The sequence below is a fragment of the Halorubrum laminariae genome, from assembly GCF_024494655.1.
In the GTDB taxonomy this organism is placed as follows: domain Archaea; phylum Halobacteriota; class Halobacteria; order Halobacteriales; family Haloferacaceae; genus Halorubrum; species Halorubrum laminariae.
In genome coordinates, this window is the sequence record NZ_JANHDL010000007.1 from 66,105 (window position 1) to 85,507 (window position 19,403).

20 protein-coding genes and 1 tRNA gene are annotated in these 19,403 nt (G+C 66.9%); 5 read left to right on the forward strand and 16 right to left on the reverse strand.

Features of this window, described 5'->3' with window-relative positions:
• Window positions 1–62: 62 nt before the first annotated feature.
• From NO887_RS12650 to NO887_RS12660, 3 genes are all read right to left on the reverse strand, one after another.
• A tRNA-Leu gene (locus NO887_RS12650) sits at window positions 63–147 on the reverse strand.
• Window positions 148–211: 64 nt separating this feature from the next.
• A complete protein-coding gene (locus NO887_RS12655) occupies window positions 212–838 on the reverse strand; it encodes a phosphatase PAP2 family protein (RefSeq protein ID WP_256418646.1) in 627 nt (208 codons plus the stop codon).
• A complete protein-coding gene (locus NO887_RS12660) occupies window positions 835–1,536 on the reverse strand; it encodes an endonuclease III domain-containing protein (RefSeq protein ID WP_256418647.1) in 702 nt (233 codons plus the stop codon). Before NO887_RS12660 ends, NO887_RS12655 begins: the two co-directional genes overlap by 4 nt.
• Before the next feature lie 79 nt (window positions 1,537–1,615).
• Here NO887_RS12660 and NO887_RS12665 point away from each other — a divergent pair, with 79 nt between their 5' ends.
• Window positions 1,616–1,924, forward strand: coding sequence for a transcription initiation factor IIB family protein (locus NO887_RS12665; protein ID WP_256418648.1), 309 nt, complete (start codon window positions 1,616–1,618; stop codon window positions 1,922–1,924).
• A gap of 28 nt (window positions 1,925–1,952) precedes the next feature.
• Here the strand turns inward: NO887_RS12665 and NO887_RS12670 are convergent, their stop codons facing one another.
• The 8 genes from NO887_RS12670 to NO887_RS12705 all read right to left on the reverse strand — a co-directional run bounded on the left by NO887_RS12670 (window position 1,953) and on the right by NO887_RS12705 (window position 9,645).
• Entirely contained in the window at window positions 1,953–2,591 is a 639-nt protein-coding gene (locus NO887_RS12670; RefSeq protein ID WP_256418649.1) for a fibrillarin-like rRNA/tRNA 2'-O-methyltransferase, read from the reverse strand.
• Window positions 2,588–3,505, reverse strand: coding sequence for an NOP5/NOP56 family protein (locus NO887_RS12675; protein WP_256418650.1), 918 nt, complete (start codon window positions 3,503–3,505; stop codon window positions 2,588–2,590). Before NO887_RS12675 ends, NO887_RS12670 begins: the two co-directional genes overlap by 4 nt.
• 41 nt (window positions 3,506–3,546) lie before the next feature.
• Window positions 3,547–4,140, reverse strand: a complete 594-nt coding sequence (trpG, locus tag NO887_RS12680) for an anthranilate synthase component II (RefSeq protein WP_256418651.1) — start codon at window positions 4,138–4,140, stop codon at window positions 3,547–3,549.
• Window positions 4,137–5,813, reverse strand: coding sequence for an anthranilate synthase component I (gene trpE / locus NO887_RS12685; protein ID WP_256418652.1), 1,677 nt, complete (start codon window positions 5,811–5,813; stop codon window positions 4,137–4,139). Before trpE ends, trpG begins: the two co-directional genes overlap by 4 nt.
• Entirely contained in the window at window positions 5,810–6,454 is a 645-nt protein-coding gene (locus NO887_RS12690; RefSeq protein ID WP_256418653.1) for a phosphoribosylanthranilate isomerase, read from the reverse strand. Before NO887_RS12690 ends, trpE begins: the two co-directional genes overlap by 4 nt.
• Window positions 6,454–7,515 (reverse strand): anthranilate phosphoribosyltransferase, encoded by a 1,062-nt coding sequence (trpD, locus tag NO887_RS12695; RefSeq protein ID WP_256418654.1) that lies wholly within the window; start codon window positions 7,513–7,515, stop codon window positions 6,454–6,456. The genes NO887_RS12690 and trpD overlap by 1 nt, the downstream gene beginning before the upstream one ends.
• A gap of 134 nt (window positions 7,516–7,649) precedes the next feature.
• Complete coding sequence (locus tag NO887_RS12700; RefSeq protein ID WP_256418655.1) at window positions 7,650–8,309, reverse strand: universal stress protein; 660 nt, start codon at window positions 8,307–8,309, stop codon at window positions 7,650–7,652.
• Between the two features lie 52 nt (window positions 8,310–8,361).
• Window positions 8,362–9,645 carry a tRNA pseudouridine(54/55) synthase Pus10 gene (locus NO887_RS12705; protein WP_256418656.1) on the reverse strand — a complete coding sequence of 428 codons (1,284 nt, stop codon included), beginning with the start codon at window positions 9,643–9,645 and terminating at the stop codon, window positions 8,362–8,364.
• Window positions 9,646–9,797: 152 nt separating this feature from the next.
• Between NO887_RS12705 and NO887_RS12710 the strand changes: the two genes are divergently transcribed.
• Together NO887_RS12710 and NO887_RS12715 are read left to right on the forward strand one after the other, a co-directional pair.
• Entirely contained in the window at window positions 9,798–11,951 is a 2,154-nt protein-coding gene (locus tag NO887_RS12710) for a PAS domain S-box protein (protein WP_256418657.1), read from the forward strand.
• A 73-nt stretch (window positions 11,952–12,024) separates the two neighbouring features.
• Entirely contained in the window at window positions 12,025–12,414 is a 390-nt protein-coding gene (locus NO887_RS12715; protein WP_256418658.1) for a DUF5830 family protein, read from the forward strand.
• A 34-nt stretch (window positions 12,415–12,448) separates the two neighbouring features.
• On the opposite strand, the gene NO887_RS12720 is transcribed toward NO887_RS12715, so the two are convergent.
• The 4 genes from NO887_RS12720 to NO887_RS12735 form a co-directional block, all read right to left on the reverse strand.
• A complete protein-coding gene (locus NO887_RS12720; protein WP_256418659.1) occupies window positions 12,449–13,357 on the reverse strand; it encodes a DUF106 domain-containing protein in 909 nt (302 codons plus the stop codon).
• Between the two features lie 78 nt (window positions 13,358–13,435).
• Window positions 13,436–14,059 (reverse strand): adenylate kinase, encoded by a 624-nt coding sequence (locus tag NO887_RS12725; RefSeq protein WP_256418660.1) that lies wholly within the window; start codon window positions 14,057–14,059, stop codon window positions 13,436–13,438.
• Between the two features lie 65 nt (window positions 14,060–14,124).
• The gene (locus NO887_RS12730) at window positions 14,125–14,667 is read right to left on the reverse strand and encodes a GNAT family N-acetyltransferase (RefSeq protein ID WP_256418661.1); all 543 of its coding nucleotides are present in this window, start codon (window positions 14,665–14,667) and stop codon (window positions 14,125–14,127) included.
• Window positions 14,664–15,032, reverse strand: a complete 369-nt coding sequence (locus NO887_RS12735; RefSeq protein ID WP_256418662.1) for a universal stress protein — start codon at window positions 15,030–15,032, stop codon at window positions 14,664–14,666. The genes NO887_RS12730 and NO887_RS12735 overlap by 4 nt, the downstream gene beginning before the upstream one ends.
• 137 nt (window positions 15,033–15,169) lie before the next feature.
• Here NO887_RS12735 and NO887_RS12740 point away from each other — a divergent pair, with 137 nt between their 5' ends.
• Both NO887_RS12740 and NO887_RS12745 read left to right on the forward strand, forming a co-directional pair.
• Complete coding sequence (locus NO887_RS12740; protein ID WP_256418663.1) at window positions 15,170–15,946, forward strand: DUF5806 family protein; 777 nt, start codon at window positions 15,170–15,172, stop codon at window positions 15,944–15,946.
• 2 nt (window positions 15,947–15,948) lie between these two features.
• Window positions 15,949–17,493, forward strand: a complete 1,545-nt coding sequence (locus NO887_RS12745; protein ID WP_256418664.1) for an ATP-binding protein — start codon at window positions 15,949–15,951, stop codon at window positions 17,491–17,493.
• A 69-nt stretch (window positions 17,494–17,562) separates the two neighbouring features.
• Here the strand turns inward: NO887_RS12745 and NO887_RS12750 are convergent, their stop codons facing one another.
• Window positions 17,563–19,350 carry an aldehyde ferredoxin oxidoreductase family protein gene (locus NO887_RS12750; protein WP_256418665.1) on the reverse strand — a complete coding sequence of 596 codons (1,788 nt, stop codon included), beginning with the start codon at window positions 19,348–19,350 and terminating at the stop codon, window positions 17,563–17,565.
• Window positions 19,351–19,403: the final 53 nt, after the last annotated feature.

Below are 19,403 nucleotides of genomic sequence, written 5' to 3' on the forward strand. Positions count from 1 at the left end.
CGTTCGCGCTGCGTCTTGCAGGGTTCGAACCGCCCCTGCTCTTCGCTCACTTCGTTCACTCATGCGCGGGACCGGATTCGAACCGGCGGACCCCTACGGGATAGCGTCCTAAGCGCTACGCCTTTGGCCTGGCTCGGCAACCCGCGCGCGAACTACCGTATCCGGGTGGCGCAAAAATAGCTGTCGCTCCGGGGCGCTCTCGGCCCCGCACTCAGCGATCGGAACCGAACGGGAGCCGATCTAGGAGCGCGTCGATGTCGGTCCGATCGAGAATCTGCTCGGCGATCACCACCGACACCATCCCGAGCCCGATTCCGACGACGGTGTCCGAGAGGTAGTGCGTTCCGAGGTATATCCGCGAGAACGCGATCAGCGCGGCAAGCGCAGTCGTGGCCGCGAATAGAAGCTCCTCCGAGGTCCGGGCCACCATCGCGTACGCGGTGACGGCAGCCGCGTGCCCCGACGGAAACGAACTCGTCGTCCCGGACGACCCCTCTGTCACACAGACTGGATTCGACGGGAACGGTCGCTCTACGACCGACATCAACCCCCAGACGACGATCCCGAGAATCGACAGCGCCACCACGCTCGTGCGGAACTCCTCGCGCCACCCCGCGAGGTGGAACAGCCCGACGAGCACGACGCCCGCCGTGACCGACCCGAGACCGGTCATCGAGGTCATCGCCTCGGTGAGCGGCGGTGTCCGTATCGAGGTCACGAACTCGGCGGCACGCAGATCGACCCACCGGACGTACCACAGCGGATCGCCCTGCGCGTGCTGTGAGAGAAGTGGACGCCGTGTGAGACTCGCCAAAAGCGCCTGCACGAGGCCAGTCACGGACAGAAATTGCAGTCGCAGTACGTCTCACACACCGGGTTCGCACAGTCGGCATCGCGGGCCGAACAGTGGGTTCGCCCGTGGCGGATCAACAACACGTGAAGCGGATAGATTAGCTCGTCGGGGACTATCTCGTCGAGTCGATCGTGAGCGGCCGCGTTCGAGGCCGACTCGGGAACCAGCTCAAACCGCTTCGAGACGCGCTCGACATGGGTGTCGACGGCCATCGTGGGCTTGCCAAAGTGGAAGTTCAACACCACGCTCGCGGTCTTCGGTCCGACGCCCTTGATATCGGTCAGCCACGCCTTTGCCCCGTCCGTCGCCATGGCGTCGAGAAACGCCAGCGAGTACGCACCGCCCGTCTCCTCGCGGACCGCGGAAAGCGCCCGCTGGATCCGAGCGGCCTTCTGGTCGGCGAGTCCGGCGACGCGGATCGTCTCAGCCAACTCGTCGTGATCGGCCGCCTCGATCGCGGCGAAGTCAGCGTAGCGATTGAACAGGGCCGCCGCCGCGCGGCTCGTGTTCTCGTCGGCGACGTTCTGTGAGAGAATCGTCGTCACCAGCTGTCGGACGCCCTCTCCGGGGTTCGCAGTGGGGTCCGCGCCGTGTTCGGTCTCCCGATCGACGGGCTCGTACAGATTCACGAGGTCGTCGTGAAGCGCGCGCACCCGCGCTTGCGTCCACGTTTGCGTCGACATACGGGCCGTACGAACGGGGTCGACTTGAGCGCGGCGGCCACGCGGACACTTATGTACCTCTCGTCGCGTACGGCTAGACATGTACCGTGCGAGCGAGCGAGTCGACAACGCGGCGTGGCTCGATCGGCTCGACGAGGCCTGCGCGACGCTCGATCTCGACGACGAGGCGCTCTCGACTGCGACCGATCTATTCCTCTCGCGGGCCCCCGACGACGACCGGGGCAAACGCGTCGCCGCCGCCGGCAGCCTCTACGCCGCCGCCCTGATCCGGGGGCAGGAGCGATCGCAGTCCGCCGTCGCCGACGCGATGAACGTTTCGCGGCTCTCAGTCCAGAAACGCTGGAAACCGATCTTGAAGGACGCCGGCTTCACCCCGCCGACGTGGTGAGTGAGGGCCCTCATCGGCCGATCCGAACTCACTTCGGTGTCGCGACGACCCCGAGGTGGTCCTCGTGGAACCGACCGAGCCGCCGCGTTTCGAGCACCTCGTAGGCGTCTCGAAGCCGATCGAGCGCGTCGTCGAACACGTCGTCCGGATCGGCGGTCACGTCTTCGCTTCGCGCCTTGATCGCAAGCAGCAGCCGCCCGTCGTCCGCTAGGAACTGCGCGTTGCGGACGGCGACCGTCGCCTGACCGCGGGTCGCAACGTCCTGTACGATCACGTCCACGTCGGCCTCCACGACGTGTGCGTACGTTTGTGGCCTTCTGGCGTCTTTCAACAGCGGGAAGAGCCGGTCGCGAGACGACGCGGCATCGAGGAGGTCGCGCACCGGGCGCGGCGCGAACTCGACGGCGTAGGTCGACCCCGCGAAGTCCGCGACGTGGCTGACGGTCGTGCCGCTCGCCGCGCCGAGGTAGAGGACGGTCTCGCCGCCCGCGAGCCCGGTGTCGAATCCGAGTTCGATCATGCCACCGAGCTTGGACCGTCGGGGATCCCAGGCGCGCCAGCCGTCCGCGGTCGGCTCCCCGTACACCGGCTCGCCACGAGTCGCGAGCCGAAGCTCGCCGTCGATCTCGCGCCGTTCGACCCCGTCTGGAAGCGCCGGGTTCGTCATCGGCTCTCCTCCGCTTCGGTGTCGTCGCCATCGCCCGCGCCCGCTTCGTCTCCGCCCTCTCCTCCGTCGCCGTCTGCGGCGCGTCCGCGGATCGCCGCCATCCGTTCGCGGAGGTCGTCATGAAGCGACTCTCGGCGCTCGCCCGCGTAGTGGTCCGCTCGGGCCGCCAGCGTCAGTTTCCCCGCGAGCGCCCGCGCGGCCGATCCGCGGTCCTCGGGGCGAGTTCCCCGAACGTACTCGTGAGTGTAGATGATACCGTGTTTCGGCGATGGAGCGCGTCCCGAGAGGTGTGCGAACAGCGCGTCCTCGGCTCCGAGCACCTGCACCGTCCCGGATGGCTTCTTCGCCAGCGACTCCAGTCCGCCCGTGAGCGCGATCAGCCGCGCCGCGAGCTCCGCGCCGGCCATCTCCGCGAGATTCGGCGCGACCGCGGGCGCGACCCGGTCGATCGTCGCCGCGATCGCGTCGCGCTCGTCGGCCATGTCGACCGCGCGGGCCGCGAGCGAGACCGCCCGTTCTCCTACCTCGCTCGTCGGCTCGCGGTCGGCGACCGCGCGAGCGCCCTCGATCCCGGGCTCCACGTCGTCGAACAGGCTGCCGGCCCACTCCGTGGCGCGTTCGGCCAACTCGTTCGCGGTGCGTTCGCAGTCGTCCATAGCACGGATCGCGTGTATCAGCTGGCGGTCGTCGGCTCGCTCGCGCTCGGCGACGGCCTCTCGCGTGGCGTGGATCGTCGCCTCGTGGAGGGCGTCGTAGTACGCCGCTTCGTCTCTCGCGAACCCCGCTTCGACTGCTCTCGCGGGCCAGTCCGCGGGACCGTCTGCACCGCCAGTCTCGATGGCGTCCCGCGCGGCGTCGAGGTCGTCGGGCGGCACGGTCTCGAACCACCCCGCCCCCGCTGCGTCGTTGCTCATACTCGGAGAACTGCGGGCGAAATCGTATAGGCGATCCGGTGTTACACCGACGCGAGGAAGTTCCCGATGAGGTCGTGACCGGCCGGCGTCAACACGCTCTCGGGATGGAACTGCACCGCCTCGATCGGATGCTCGCGGTGCCGAACGCCCATCACGATGGACTCGCCGTCGTGATCGGTCGTGGCGGTCACCTCGAAGATATCCGGCACCTCGATCGCGGCGAGCGAGTGATACCGTCCCGCGCGGAACCCCTGATCGAGCTCGGCGAAGACGCCGTCGCCGTCGTGATCGACGGGGAACGCCTTCCCGTGGATCGGCTCCGGCGCGTGCCCCACCGTGCCGCCGTACTCGTAGACAGCGGCTTCGAGACCGAGACAGACGCCGAGCGTCGGTACGTCGAGAGACAGCTCTCGTAGCACGTCTGCGGTGACGCCCACGTCGCGCTCGTTCTTCGGGTGGCCGGGGCCGGGGCTGATGAGAATCGCGTCGGGGTCCGCCCGCTCGACCTCGGCGAGCGACGCGGTGTTTTTGAACACCTCGATGTCGATCGGCTCGTCCTCGTCGGGCTGATCGGAGACGTACTCGACGAGGTTGTAGGTGAACGAGTCGAAGTTGTCGATCACAACGACCTTCATTCGTCGACCTCCGTACCCGGGATAAGCGGGTCTGCCCCGTGCTCGCTGTCCTCCCGGATGCGGTCGATCGCGGCCAACACGCCGTCCATCTTCTGTTCGGTTTCCTCGTACTCGGCGGTGGGGTCGGAGTCGGCGACGAGCCCCGCGCCGGCCCGGACGGTCACGGCGGTCTCGTCTTCGCCGCGAGCGCCGGCCGCGCCGTCCGCGGGCGACTCGTCGAGCGTTGCCGTTCGGATCACGATCGCGAAGTCGGCGTCGCCGCTCCACGCGTAGTAGCCGACACCGCCGCCGTACGCCTCGCGGGGAGTCGTCTCCAGATCCGCGATGATCTCCATCGCACGCACCTTCGGCGCGCCCGTGAGCGTCCCGGCGGGGAAGGTTGCGCGCGTCGCGTCGAAGGCGTCCGCGTCGGCCGCGAGCGTCCCCGTCACCGTCGACTCGATGTGCTGGACGTGGCTGTACTTCAACACGTTCATGAACTCCTCGACCCGGACCGAACCGGGCTCTGAGACGCGTCTCACGTCGTTGCGCGCGAGGTCGACCAACATCGTGTGTTCCGCGCGCTCTTTCCCGTCCGCGAGCATCTCGCCCGCAAGCCGGCGGTCCTCGACCGGGCTCGTCCCGCGGGGACAGGTGCCCGCGATCGGGTTCGAGACGATCCGGTCGCCGCGGACCGACACCAGCGTCTCGGGGCTCGCGCCGACGATGCTCCGGTCGTCGTGGCGCAGCACGTACATGTACGGCGAGGGGTTCACCTCGCGCAGTGCCGCGTACAGCCCGAGCGAATCGACCTCGCCGCGAAGCTCGCGGCTCCGCGAGATCACGCCCTGATAAATGTCGCCGTCGAGAACGTGTTTCTTCGCCGTGCGGACGGCCGCCTCGTAGTCTACCTGTGGGCCGGCCGACTCGGATTCGATGCGGACGCCGTCGGGGTCGGGCGCGGACGCGGCCCGGAGTTCGCCGGCGACCCGCTCCGCCTCGGCGACGAGGTCGTCGTAGACGGCTCCCGGGTCGTCGTCGCCCCCGATCACGGGCGTGAAGACGAGTTCAACCGTCTCCTCGACCTCGTCGAAGACGACCGTGCGGGTCGTGAGCGCGAACTCGGCGTCGGGGAACTCGGTCTCCGGTCGGTCGACGCCGACCTCCTCCAACCAGAGGTCGTAGACGGCCTCGTACGCGAGGAAGCCGACGAATCCCCCCGACAGGATCTGTCGGTCCGTGTCGGGGAAGCCCCGAAGCGAAACGTCCGGAAACGCCGCCCGAATGCGGTCGATCGCGTCGCCGCCTGCGGGGCCGAGGTCATCTTTCTCCTTGCCGGGACTCCCGATGAACGACGCGGCCGGCCCCAATTCGGTGACCTCCGTCCGATCCGGATAGACGGAGACGATCGCCTCCGGATCGTAGCCGACGAACGAGTAGCGGGCGTGTTTGTCCGCCTTCCCGCCGGAAGTAAACGCGCCGTCGGGGTCGCTGGAGGCGACCTTCTCGCCGGATTCGAGCAGAAACCCGTACGGGCTGTCGCCGACCAGCGTCGCGTACGCGGCGAGCGGTGTCACGTCCGCGTCGAGCGACGCGGCGGCGCGGACGACCACCGGATCGCCCCCGTCTGCGTCGCTCGCGAGGTCGACGAACGTCTCCCTGTCGGTGTCGAGGAGCGTCCTCGCGTCGCTCATGCCAGCTCCATCTCCCGGCCCGCGTTCGCGACGAAGCGGGCGATCGCGTTGTGGTCCTTCCGGCCGCCCTCCAGTTCGACACCGGAGGCGACATCGACCGCGAACGGATCGGCCGCCCGAATCGCCTCCGCGACGGTGTCCGGCGTGAGCCCCCCCGCGAGGACGACGGGCGACGCGAGTCGATCGGCGAGCTCGCCGGCTCGCGTCCAGTCGTGCGTCTCGCCGGTCCCGCCCGCGCCCGAGTCGTCCGTCGAGTCGAGCACGAGCGCGTCGGCGACCGCGTCGAGATCCTCCGCGCGGCGCGGATCTGCGGCGTCGACGGCGAGAATGACTTTTCGTTGGGTTTCGGCGCGGATATACCGAATCTCGTCGGGAGTCCACTCGCCGTGGATCTGGACCGCGTCGGGCCCGATCGTCCGGACGAGTTCGACGACGCGCTCCGCCGAGTCGGGCATCGTGACGAGCGTCGCCGTGACGAACGGCGGCACATCCGCGAGGAGATCCGCCGCCGTGGCGGGATCCACTTCGCGCGGCGAGTCGACGGGCACCTCAGTGATGACCCCGACCGCGTCGGCCCCGGCGTCGACGGCCGCCCGGAGGTCCGCGTCGCGGGCGAGTCCGCAGACTTTCACGCGCGCCATCAGTCGTCCTCCGAAGTCGTCGCGGCCGGATCGTCGGCCGCGGTCGCGTCCGCCGCCGAGTCGTCGCCGCAAAGTGCCGCGAACTTCGCCGCGGCCGCGCCCGAATCGATGGCCTTGGCGGCGCGCTCGACGCCGGCCGAAAGCGACTCGGCCTCGCCAGCGACGTAGACGGCCGCGCCGGCGTTCGCGAGCACGAGGTCGCGTTTCGGTCCCGTCACCGTCCCCTCGACGATGCCGCGTAGGTCGGCCGCGTTCTCCTCCGGCGTCCCGCCCGCGACCGCCTCGATCGGCGCTCCGTCGAGCCCGAGGTCTTCGGGTTCGATCGTGAACTCCCGCACCTCGTCGCCGTCAACCTCTGCGGCGACCGTTTCGCCGTGGATACCGATTTCGTCCATTCCATCGCCGTGGACGACGAGGGCACGCTCGACCGGCATGTGCGCGAGCGACCGGGCGATCGTCCCCACCAGCTCGGGGTCGTAGACGCCGAGCACCTGCGCGTCGGCCCCGGCCGGGTTCGTCAGCGGGCCGAGCACGTTGAATATCGTCCGCATCCCGAGTTCCTTCCGCGGGCCGATGACCGCCTTCATCGCGGGGTGGAAGACGGGCGCGAGCATGAAGCCGATCCCGTCCGCCTCGATGGCGGCCTCGACGGCCGAGGGCTCGGCCTCGATGTCCGCCCCGGCGACCTCCAGCACGTCGGCGCTGCCCGACGAGGAGGACACCGAGTAGTTGCCGTGTTTGGCGATCGGGACGCCCGCGCCCGCGGCGACGATGGCGGCCGTCGTCGAGACGTTGATCGTGTCGTGGTCGTCGCCGCCGGTCCCGCAGGTGTCGACGAGCGGCTCCCGATCGGGGTCGATCGTCCGGGCGGCGTCGCGCATCCCCTGCGCGAAACCGGCGATCTCCGCCTCGGTTTCCCCCTTCGCTCGAAGCGCGGCCAGCAGCGCGCCGATCTGCGCCTCCGTCGCGTCCTCGAAGACGAGCCGCGCGGCCTCGCGCGCCTGTTCGACCGTCAGATCCTCTCCATCCGTCACGCGTTCGACCGTATCGTTGATATCCATCATGTTCACCAATGTAGTATTTCGCGTTGTGATGTACAAGTATGTACACTAATTTAACGCTGTCGCCGGTTGTCTGTGCTCGCGGTCGTCGGTGAAAATCGGCTGGTCGTCCTCCGTTCGCCCGAGTGGTGTGGTCAGTCGTCGACGATCGGCGTCGGCTCGTCTCCCTCGACGACGACGACGGGAACCGCGGCCTCGTCAGCGACCGTCTCCGTCGTCGAGCCGAAGACGAACCGGCCGACGGTCCCCGTGGTCGACTCGCCCACGACGACGAGGTCGTAGTACGGCGACTGTTCGACGATCGCGCCCGCGGCCGTCCGTTCTTCAACGAGCCACTGGTCAGCGCACTCGAAGTCGACGATGCGCTCGCGCGCGGCCGAGAGTAGTTCATCGCCGGTCGTCGCGGTGGTGGCGGCGATGTGGTCCGCGGTGCTGTCGGCCGCGGTGGTTCCGTCTCGATTGTCCGGCTCCTCGCTCGCGGCGTCCGGCGTCTCGTCGGGGACGACGTGGAACAGGTCGAGCCACGCGTCGGTCGTCTCGGCGACCGCTCGTGCGAGGTCGACCGTCGCCCCCGAGTGCGGGCCGGGACCGACCGCGACGAGAATCGAGGCGAGTTGGTCCCCTCGACTCAGCCGGTCCGTCCCCTCGATCCGCGCGTGCGACGCGGTCGCGGTCGCCGCGATCGCTTCCTCGATCAACGACTCGATGATCGGACCGGTGATCGCAGAGCCGGTACGGGTCGTTTTGGCTGTCGCTCCGTCCGCGCCCCCGCCGTCGGGGTCGCTCCCGTTCATGGCTGGATGTCTGACGCGCGTCGGATAAATCCCGCCGGTCCGCCCGATCGTCTCAGTCTCGGAAGAACGCCTCGTCCTCGAACGGCTCCGACTCACCCTCGACGGCCAACACGTCGAGTGCGGTAACGTCGGCATCGACGTCGAGGAGTCCCGCGAGGCTCGGTTCCGTCCGTCCCTGGTCACCCGATATCAACTCCTTGATGTAGAGTCCGCCGGCTCCGCGGATCTCGACGGTCGCGTGGCGGGAATCGTCGAGTTCCGCGGTCGCCTCGTACACGTCGCGCTCGCGGGTGAGCCCCGCACGCCGGTGGTCCACCCGGTTCGGCGTGTACTGTTCGATCGTTTCCCCCTCCAGCCGATCGACTGCGTCGGCGAGGGCGTCGGCGTCGACGTCGGCATCGAACGCGACCTGCGCGCGATAGCGCTTGGAGGCATCGTGTTCTTTCACGCGCTCGACCATGTCGTACGTTGCGAGCCTGAGCCCCTCGACTTCGACGGCTCCGTCCGCGAACGCGTTGATGTCCGATTGGAGCCGATCGGTGTCGACGCGGCGTCGATGCGGCTCTTCGACCTCGATCACGAACGGTCGGCCGGTCCCGAGCATGAGCGCGTCGACGTCCTCGCGGCCCGCGCCGTGGAACGTCGCCTCCGTGCCGTCCATCACGTCCTCGACGACGGGTGCGGTGTACTCCTCGACGCTGTCGTCGTAGAGGTACCCGGAGCCGCCGCAGTGGTCGCAGGGATCCGCGCCCTGTCGCCCCGAACCATCACACTCCCGACACGGCCACTCGGTCTGCGGGATGTCCCGATCCAGTTTCCGGTATCGACCGTAGACGAACGTGGAGTTCACCTTCGCGTCGACCGCGTCTTCGGCCAGATCGATCGTGAACTGCACGTCCGGTCGGTCAAACGAGACCTCCGTGTCGGTGAGCCGACCGACGCGTTTCCCGACCTCGCGGTTGAACTCCGACTTGAACGGCTCGCCCGCGTCGGCGTCGAGTCCGGCGTCTTCCCGGAGTAGCGCCTCGTTTTCCTCGATCAGCGGCGGCGTTCGCGTCCCGACGTTGTACGTCTCGAACTCGGCGTCGCCGACCGCGTCGACGGCGCGCTCCGCCCACGCGTCGAACTCCGTACACCGGCCTTCACAGACCCAGCAGTCGGCCGTCTCGACCGGCTCGTAGTCCTCGTCGTCGCGCAACGTCAGCGCGGTTCGTAGCGCCGACCCGCGCTCGGCGTTCGACAGCCCGAAACTCCGGTCCGCGACGAGCCGGCCGAGACAGGCGTCACAGACCGGTCCGGTCTCGGCCGCCCGCGCCGCGACGTCGAGTACGTCCATACGAACTTCAGCGTTCGGTGCGATAACTGTCTTACGGGCCTCGCTCGGCCGTCGTCTTGAGGGCCTATCGGGGGCTCGCGCTCCCCAAGCAGTGTTTTCGGAAGGTCACGTGCACCAAAACAGCCATACTGCGCGCGACCGGACATGACGATATGGATCCGGAAACGCCGTCTCGCCGGCCGTTTCTGTCGGGGACGAAGACGATCGATATCCTCCACGTCGACGACGATCCCGACTTTGCGAGCCTCGTCTCGACGTTTCTGGAGCGCGCACACGACTCGATCTCCGTTCGCACGGAAACGGACCCTGCTGAGGCCCTGTCTCTGATCCGCACGGAGCCGACCGCGTTCGACTGCGTCGTCAGCGACTACGACATGCCCGGGATGACGGGGATCTACCTCCTCGAACGCGTCCGCGAGGACAGACCGGACCTTCCCTTTATCCTGTTCACGGGGAAGGGATCCGAAGAGGTGGCGAGCGAGGCGATCGCGGCCGGCGTCACCGACTACCTCCAGAAGGGCGGCGGCAGAGACCAGTACGACCTGCTCGCGAACCGCGCTCAGAACGCGGTTGAGCGGTACTGGGCCGATACGTACCTAGATCGGGGTATCGAGGCGATCGAGACGGCCCAAGACGGAATCAGTATCCTCGACGAGGACGGGTACGTCGAGTACATAAACGCCGCGGGTGCCGAGATGCTCGGATACGATCGTGAGGAGACGCTCGGCCTCCACTGGGAGACGTTCTATGACGACGAGCGCGTCGGCGAGGTGTACGACGAACTCCTCCCGAAGGCCCGAACCGGTCGATGGAAGGGAACGACGTCGTTCATTCGCAAAGACGGCACGGAGTTAGTCGCCGAACACGGACTGTCGTACACCGACGACGGCTCGCTGATCTGCACGCTCTCGAACCCCCGACGCGACGCGGACGCCGCAGTCGGTCAGTCGGTGAAAGAACAGGCGATGGACGAGGCTCCAATCGGCATCGTTCTCACTGATCCGGCCCACGACGACAACCCGATCATCTACGCCAACGACGCGTTCGAGGAACTGACTGGATACGACAAAAACGAGGTCATCGGACGAAACTGCCGGTTCTTGCAGGGCGAACGGACGAGTGAAGACGCGGTCTCGAAGCTCCGTACCGCTATCGACGCCGCGGAGCCGACAACCGTCGAGTTGCGCAACTACCGGGCGGACGGTACGCCGTTCTGGAATCGCGTTCGGGTCGCGCCCGTCTTCGACGACGCGGGTTCACCTGAGGCGTTCGTGGGGTTCCAAGACGACGTGACTCAGTCGAAGGCGCGGGCGGAGAAGCTCAGCAAGCACTCGGCGTACCTCGAAGCACTGTTCGAGTTCTCCCCGGATATGGTCGCGGTACACGACGCGGACGGTGTCATCCGCAACGTGAACGAGCGGTTCCACGAGACGCTCGGATACGAGAAGGCGGACGCGCTCGTCGGCAAGACGGTCTGGGACCTCGATCCCACCGTTGATCCGGAGCACGCCGAGCCGTTCTGGGAGAACCTCGAACCGAACACACCCCGCCGCTTCGAGGGCGAACTGAACCGGCGTGACGGCACGACTATCCCGATCGAGATCAGTCTGATCCGGCTCGATGTCGACGGCACCGACCTGTTCCTCGCTATCGACCGCGACATCTCCGCACAGAAGCGGCGCGAGGACACGCTCGTCGAGCGGAACGAGCAACTCGACCGGTTCGCGGACGTGGTCAGCCACGACCTCCGAAATCCGCTGGCGGTCGCGCGAGGGCGACTCGACCTCCTGCGCGAGGAGTGCGACAGCGACCACATCGACGACATCGCCGCGGCCCACGACCGCATGGACGCGCTCGTCGAGGACCTGCGCGCGATCGCTCGCGACGGCGACGAGGCGATGAACATCGAACCGGTCGCCGTCGCCGCCGTCGCCGCGGAGTGTTGGACGACCGTCCCGACGGGGCGCGCGACGCTCGAAGTCCGCGCGACGAAGACAATCGACGCCGATGTCGAACAGTTGCGCCAACTGCTCGAAAACCTCGTACGGAACGCGGTCGAACACGGCGGCGACGCCGTCACGGTCACGATCGGCGACACGCCCGATGGGTTCTACGTCGAAGACGACGGTCCCGGTATTCCGGAAAACGACCGAGACACCGTCTTCGAGCGCGGCTACTCCACGTCTGCGGACGGAACGGGACTCGGGCTCTCCATCGTCGAGCAAGTCGTCGACGCACACGGCTGGGAGATCTCGATCACGTCGGCCGAAGGCGGCGGTACTCGCTTCGAGATCGTCACGTCGTAATAGACAGTTGACACACATCGAGCTCGGACGCCGTCCCGTCCGAGTTAAGAGGGTCGACGGCGTCTCGCCGACCGTGACCGAGCCGTCGACGCGCGCGGAGACGGTCGAACTCGCCGTGGAGCTGCTCGCACACCTCGAACGCGAGGAGCTGACGCTCTCGGAGGCGATCGACCGGATCGAGACGGTGACGACGAGCCCCACGCTCACCCGCGAGATCCTCGACACCGCCGAGAAACGCGGAATCGTCGATCGCGACGGCGCACGACTCCGGGTCCGGCGCGGCGGCACCTACGTGAACTACGAGACGCAGGTGGTGACGCGGGAGGGGTCGTTCGACTGTCGCCGTTGCGGGGCGGGGATCACGACCGGCCACTTCGTGCGACTCGACGCTGGAGAACTCGGCCCGTTCGGCTCCTCGTGTATCCGGAAGGTGACCGGCCGCGACGACGACGGCGATCGGTAAATCAGTGCGGAGTCGGGGAGACCGAATCGTCCGACTACGACGGCGACATCTGGATGTTGAGGCTCTTCTGGACGAGTTGAGTGAACGCCATCGAACACAGGAAATACCAGAGGATCCACATCTGGATCGGGCCGACGATGCCCGCGTCCCAAGTGACGGCCCCGGCGATCGGAACGATCATCTCCTGTGCGGCGACCGCCGGGTACGCCGGGTCCGAACCGCGGTAGCCGATCACCCAGAACATCCAGAGGAACGCCGGGATCGTGAGGAACATGATCCACACCATCGGGCGGAACTGCTCTTTGAACATGCCGAGCTGATCGCCCATGGCGTCCATCTGCTCCTCTTGGATGGCGTCGAGTTCGGCCTGGTCGTCGCGCTCTTTGGCGTCCTTCCGGCGCTCTTGGATCTCTTTCATCCGATCTTGATACGCGCTCATCTTCTCCATGTCCATGAGCCCCGCGCGCAACAGCGTGGAGTACAGTCCGGTCGCGAGCGCGATCACCATCACCACGACGTAGAAGGGAACGATGTTCAACAGGGGTCCGAGAACCACATCGATCGAACCGGCGATCGCGTTTCGAACCGGGTTGACAGCGTAGCCGACGAAGGCTCCGATCGTCGCGACCCCCGCGATCTTGTCCCATTTCGTCCACGATGTCGTCTCCGGCGTCTCGCCACCGCTGCCGGACGAGCTGCCGTCACCGTCCTCCGACAGGCCCGATTTGATCGCGTCCGTGTCGGCCAGCGCGAAGCCGATCTCGCCGTCGACGAGGATTTCTTTCTCGATGAGTCGGCCCCACTGGCCGCTCGTGATCTCGTCGCGGACGTCGATCCACTGGACCTCGCCGTCGGTGGCGCGGTCGAGAACGACCTCGATCGCGTCTCGCATCTCGCCGTCCTCGCGGACGAGCGAGCGGACCCGCCGTTCGACCTTGCTCATTAGCGGCCGGTTAGCGGCCGACAGTTAAGAACCTTGTAGGATCGGTGTCGATCGCTGCGACGACTCCAAGCGTTTGACCTACTCGCCGAGCGCGTCGCGGATATGGTCGAAGACCTCGTCCGGGGCCGCCTCGCCGTCGACCTCGACGAGGTCGCCCTCGTCGCGGAAGTGCTCGATGACGGGCTCGGTGTTCTCGTAGAAGACTTCGAGTCGTTCGCGTGCGGTCTCTTCGGTGTCGTCGTCGCGCTGGATCAGATCGCCGCCGCACTCGTCGCAGACGCCCGCTTCCTCCGGCGGCTGGAAGTCGACGTGGAAGTTCGCGCCGCAGTCGTCACAGACGCGACGGCCGGTGAGCCGGTCGACGAGCACCTCCTCGTCGACGTCGAGGAGAACTACAGCGTCGAGGTCGGTTATCTCAGAGAGGTACTCGGCCTGATCGAGGTTGCGCGGGTAGCCGTCGAGGACGAACCCGTCGGCGTCGGCGAGCGCGGCCTCGACGATCTCGTTGACCACCGGGTCGGGCACGAGTTCGCCCGCCTCCATGAACGAGCGCGGCGTGCCGTACTCGGTCTCCATGTCTTTGTTCGCGCGGAGCGCGTCGCCCGTCGTGACGTGCTCGACGCCGTACTCGTCGGCGAGCTTCGCGCTCTGCGTTCCTTTTCCGGCACCCGGTGCACCCAGCAGAAGAATTCGGTGACTCATATCGATGCGCTCGCTCGCCCGACGTAAAAGGGTTGAAGATCCCGTCTCGCCCCGACGAGGTGGGGTCAGCCGGCGTCGTCGGTCAGCCGAAGCCCCATTTCGAGTTCGAAGCTCTCGGCGTTTGAGGTCTCAAAGCCGATCTTCTTGTACAGCGAGACGGCGGCGCGGTTCCACCGCTCGACGGTGAGCCACACTTTCTCGACGCCGGCAGCCTGCCCGTGTCCGAGCAGTCCCCGAATGAGGTGTGTACCGATCCCGGCGCGCTGGTACGTCTGGTGGACGAAGATCGCGAGTTCGTAGGCGTCTTCGTCTGGGACCAGTGTCGCGTGTCCGGCTACCTCGTCGTCACACCACGCAATCACGTTGTAGCAGTCACTGCCGAGGATCGCGTCGAGCCACTCCCGGATACGGGGCTCGCCGCTCGGCGGGATACCCTGTGCGCGGTCGGCGGGATCGAAGGTGTCGTACATCTGGACGAGCGCTTCGTATCCCTCGTCTGACCCCTCGTACGGACGTATCTCGATGGTCCGTTCCTCTCGATCGGTGAACGAGGTCGGGGGGGTGGGGAAGTCGTCTGCCACCGCGTCCGGATACGTTCGATCGGTCATCTGACCAGCGTGACTGACGTCTTGGCGTTCAACAGGACGAACTCGGCGATCGACCCGAGCGTGATCTTCCCCATCGGGCTGGTGTGGCCCCCGCCGAGCACGATCTCGTCGAACCCCTCGGTCTCGGCGAGTTCGACGAGACGGCTGCCCGGATCGCCCTCCACCCTCCGCACGTCGGCGTCGATTCCGGCTTCCGCGACGGCCGCTTCGACTCGTGTGATAACTTCCTCTATCGGCGGGTCGGCGTCCTCGTTGTCGACTACGGCGACGGTGAGATCGTCGTTCGCAACCGCTGCACGCTCGACGGTGCGGTCGAGCGCGCGGAACGAGTCGTCGCTGCCGCCAATCCCGCAGAGCACCTTCATGCGTGCACGTTCTCTCCCCGGTACAAAAATCGTTCTCTGACGGGTGAGCCAGCTGTGGATTCGAAGAGAACGAGACTGTCGGACAGTATATATAATCCACCGACAACCCTTTTGTTCAGGATGGAGTTCGTACTAATATGAACGATCGAACCGATCCGTCACCGGCGGCAAACGGCCAAGGATCGGACGCCTCCTCGACGTCGAACGCGGATCCTCTAGCGGGTGCGGATACAGACGAGCCGAGCGATGAGAGCGGCGCAACGAACGCGGACACCGGTGGATCGACGGTCGACGGCGACGAGAACTCTCGTGATGCGGACGAGGCTGACGGCGACGCGAACGAGACTGACGGCGACGTGAACGAGACTGACGGCGACGCGAACGCACCGCCGGACGTCCGCAAGTACGAGCGGTTCAAGAAAATGGACGGGGCCCGGTACGAGCGCGTCAACGAGTTCCTCCGAGACCGGACGTACATCACCGCCCGCGAGTGGGCGATCGCGCGGCTGTGTGCCGACTTCCGGACCGAGACGGGCGTCGAGATGACGAAGATCGGCGAGAACCTCCCCGACTTGGTCCCCTTTATGACGGACACGTACACGCCGCAGGCGGTCAATCAGGCACGGTACTCCTTCGAGCAGAAGGTGACGAAGGCGGGAGCGACGTTCCTCTACGGGGCGATGTCTGGGTTCTTCACCGCGGAGGATCTCGACGAGATGATGTACGAGGTGACCGAGGTCGCGAAGTTCCTCTTGGAGGTCGAAGGCGTCGACCTCGCGGTCGCGGACGAACTCGAAGCCGAAGACCGGATCAGCGAGGTGATGCGCGACGTTCGGGCCTCCTCAGCCGATCTTCGCGGCGAGGAAGTCCGTTGCCCCGAGTGCGGTCACGTCCACGAACCGAGCGAGGAGTGACAATGAACCGTTTTCCCGAGGCATTCGACGGACTTCCAGACCCGGTCGTCATCGTCGACACCGACGGAACGATCCAAGCTGCCAACAATCAGACCGAAACCGCCCTCGGGCATTCTCCCGACGAACTCGAAGGGACCGCGATCGAGGACCTGCTCTTCGACCCAGACGACGGAACCGCCGGAAAGACGCTGAACCGGTACGTCACAGACCCCGAACCGCGGTCGATGTCGGCCAGCCTCGACCTCTGTGCGCGCCGCGCCGACGGCACCGTCATCCCCGTGACGCTCAGCCTCGGCCCGTTTGAGCGAGATGACCGGTCGTTCCTCGTGATCACCATCGTCGACGACAGGGCGGAGAAGGCCGAGCGCGCGGCGCTCCACCGCCGGACCGAGACGCTGGAGGCGCTCCACACGGCGACGCAGAACCTCCTAAAGACGACTGACAGGGAGGTGGCGGCCGAGGCCGCTATCACGTACGTCGAGGACACCCTCGGCCACTCGATCGCCGGACTCTGGCTCTACGACGAGTCGCGGGACGCCCTTGAACCGATCGTCTGGACTGACTCCGCGGACGAACTCATCGGAGACCACCCGACGTTCGACGCCGACGAGCGGAGCATCACGTGGGAGGCGTTCGCGTCGGGCGACCCGAGATACGTCCCTGACACCCACGCCGAGCCAGATCGGTACAACCTGAGTTCACCGATCCGCAGCGAACTGGTCCTCCCGCTCGGCCGGTACGGCGTCATCAACATCGGCGCGACGGAGGCCGACGCATTCGACGAGTCAGCGCTCGCCGTCGCCCGGCTCTGGGCGGCGACTGTGACCATGGTGTTCGTCCGTATCGAACGGGAACGCCAGCTCCGCGAGCACGAGGCAGAGGTGGCCCGCGAACGCGACCGGCTGGAGGAGTTCGCCAGTCTGGTGTCTCACGACCTTCGGAACCCGCTCAACGTCGCGCGGGGGAACCTCGCACTGATCACAGACCGTCTCGAAACTGAGGGATCGGGGCAGTCGGAACTCGACGCAGTCGTCCGATCGCTCGACCGAATGGAGTCGCTCGTCGAGGACATGCTGACGCTCGCGCGACAGGGCGCTGCGATCGACGAACTCGAATGGGTTTCGATCGAATCGGTGGCGGAAGAGGCGTGGAGCGGCGTCGACACCGCGGACGCCGAACTCGCGATCGAGAGCGACGGTCGTCTTCGCGCCGATCGGAGCCGACTCAGACAGGCCCTCGAAAACCTGTTCGCGAACGCGGTCGAACACGTCGGGGAGTCGGTCCACGTCACCGTCGGACAGCTCGACGATGGTCGGGGGTTCTACGTCGCCGACAACGGTCCGGGTATTCCAGAGGACCGCCACGATGAGGTGTTCGAAGCCGGCGTATCGACGGATCCAGAGGGCACGGGATTCGGCCTGAAGATCGTCGACGAGGTGGCTCAGGCACACGGCTGGACCGTGTCGATCTTCGCCACCGAGGGCGGCGGCACCCGTTTCGAGTTCAGCGAGGTCGACACCGCCGACGGCGTCGCAGCGGAACAGTGATCCGGCGACCGGCACGGCTCACGTCGACGGCCTGACCGAGACAGTCCACGCACCGCGATCGACGGCCGATCAGTCGTCGGCGGTCGCGTCCCCACCGATCACGTCCCGATCCATGTCGCCCGCGTCCCGATCGGGCACCGTCCCGTCGTCGTTCCAGCCGCGAATGGCGTAGTACTCCGAGAGGGCTGCCTCGAACCCCTCGATCTCGTCAGCGTACGGGAGGGTGTCGTCGTCGCGGTCAAAGCCCCGGGAGTTGTTGAACGCGCGTTCTCGCTCGACGATCCGCGCGCCGAGCGCTTGGAGGGCCTCGTAGTCGGTGTCGAGCAGCGCCGCGAGCTGGCCGTCAGAGACGATCCCGCGAGAGAACTTACAGACGATCGCCGAATCGAGCGCGGCGTTGCGGTTCTCCTTTTCGACGAGCTTCGGCGGTTTCCCGTCCAGCCCCTCCGGATCGAGCGCATCGTCGGGGTCGACGAGCGGGTACTCGTACGGGTAGAACTCGCCGTACATGTGGTCCGCGCCGCGGTTGGCAGTCGCGAACGCGAGGCCCTGTCCGTTGAGGTGTCTCCCGTCGTGTCCCGAAAACGGGAGTCCTTTGACCGTCCAGTCGTCGGCTCCGAACTCCCCGTGCGCGCGGTGGACGCCCTCGGCGAGCTTGTCGCCGACGCCCTCCCGGTACGCGATCTGCTCGACGATCGACCGCACTAGCTCGGCGTTGCCGAACTCGTCTTCGCTCTCCAGAAACATCGAGACGACATCGCCACAGGAGATGGTGTCCATCCCCAGTTCGTCACACAGCTCGTTCGCGCGCATCACGTCGACGATGTCGTCGACGCCGGCGTTCGATCCGAACGCCATCACCGTCTCGAACTCGGGCCCCTCGGTCTCGACGCCGGTTTCCTCGTCGCGGGTCGGAAGCTTGCAGGCGAACGCGCACTGCGAGCAGGTTCCCTTCTTGTACTTCTTCTCTTCGACGCGGTCGCCGGAGATTCCCTCGACACCCTCGAAGGAGGTCTCGGAGAAGTAGTACGACGGGAGTGCGCCGACCTCGTTGGCGAGTTCCGTCACGCTCGCCGTGCCCTGCCGCTTCATGATCGAGTCAGACGTGGCCGCGTCGCGGTGGACCGCTGCGGCCTCGTCGGGCCAGTCGAGGTCGATCGCGGCGTCCGCGTCGTCCGCGTCGCTGGACGACATCCGGCTGCCAGCGGCGCTTCGCGCCGCGTGATCCCCGTCGAAGGTAAGCGCCTTCACACCTTTTGCGCCGAGGACGGCACCGAGTCCGCCGCGACCGAACGCCCGCGTGTCGGAGGTCATGATCGACGCGAATCGGACGCCGTTTTCACCCGCCGGTCCGATGCAGGCGACGTGTTCGGCCGAGAGGTCGTGGCTCTCGGCGAACCGCTCGGAAACGGCAGACACCTCGGCTTGCTCGAGGTCTGGCACCGGTTCGAAGGTCACGTCGGGTTCGCCGCCGTCACCGACCTCGCGCACGTGGATCGCGAGCAACTCGTCGCTCTCGCCGACGATCTCGACGGCGGCGAATCCCGTACCGGTGACGTTTCGCGAGAGGAACCCGCCGGCGTTCGACGAGCAGAGGCCGTTCGTGAGCGGTGAGAGCGCCGTGGCGGCCATCCGTCCGGTGAAGGAGGTCGTCGAGTGTTGCATCGGCCCCGTCGAGAGGTACAGGCGGTTTTCGGGGCCGAGCGGGTCGGCGTCGAACGGGATCCGGTCGTACGCGAGCGACGTGTTGAGCCCGCGGCCGCCGACGAACTCGGCGAGGCGGTCGTCGATGGGGGTCGTCGCGGCCGACCGCTCGGACAGGTCGACCGTGAGGAGCGGCCCCTGTGCGTGTCTCATGGGTGTATCTGAGAGTCTCTGGCGATAAAACTCCGGGTGGTCGATGCGGTCGG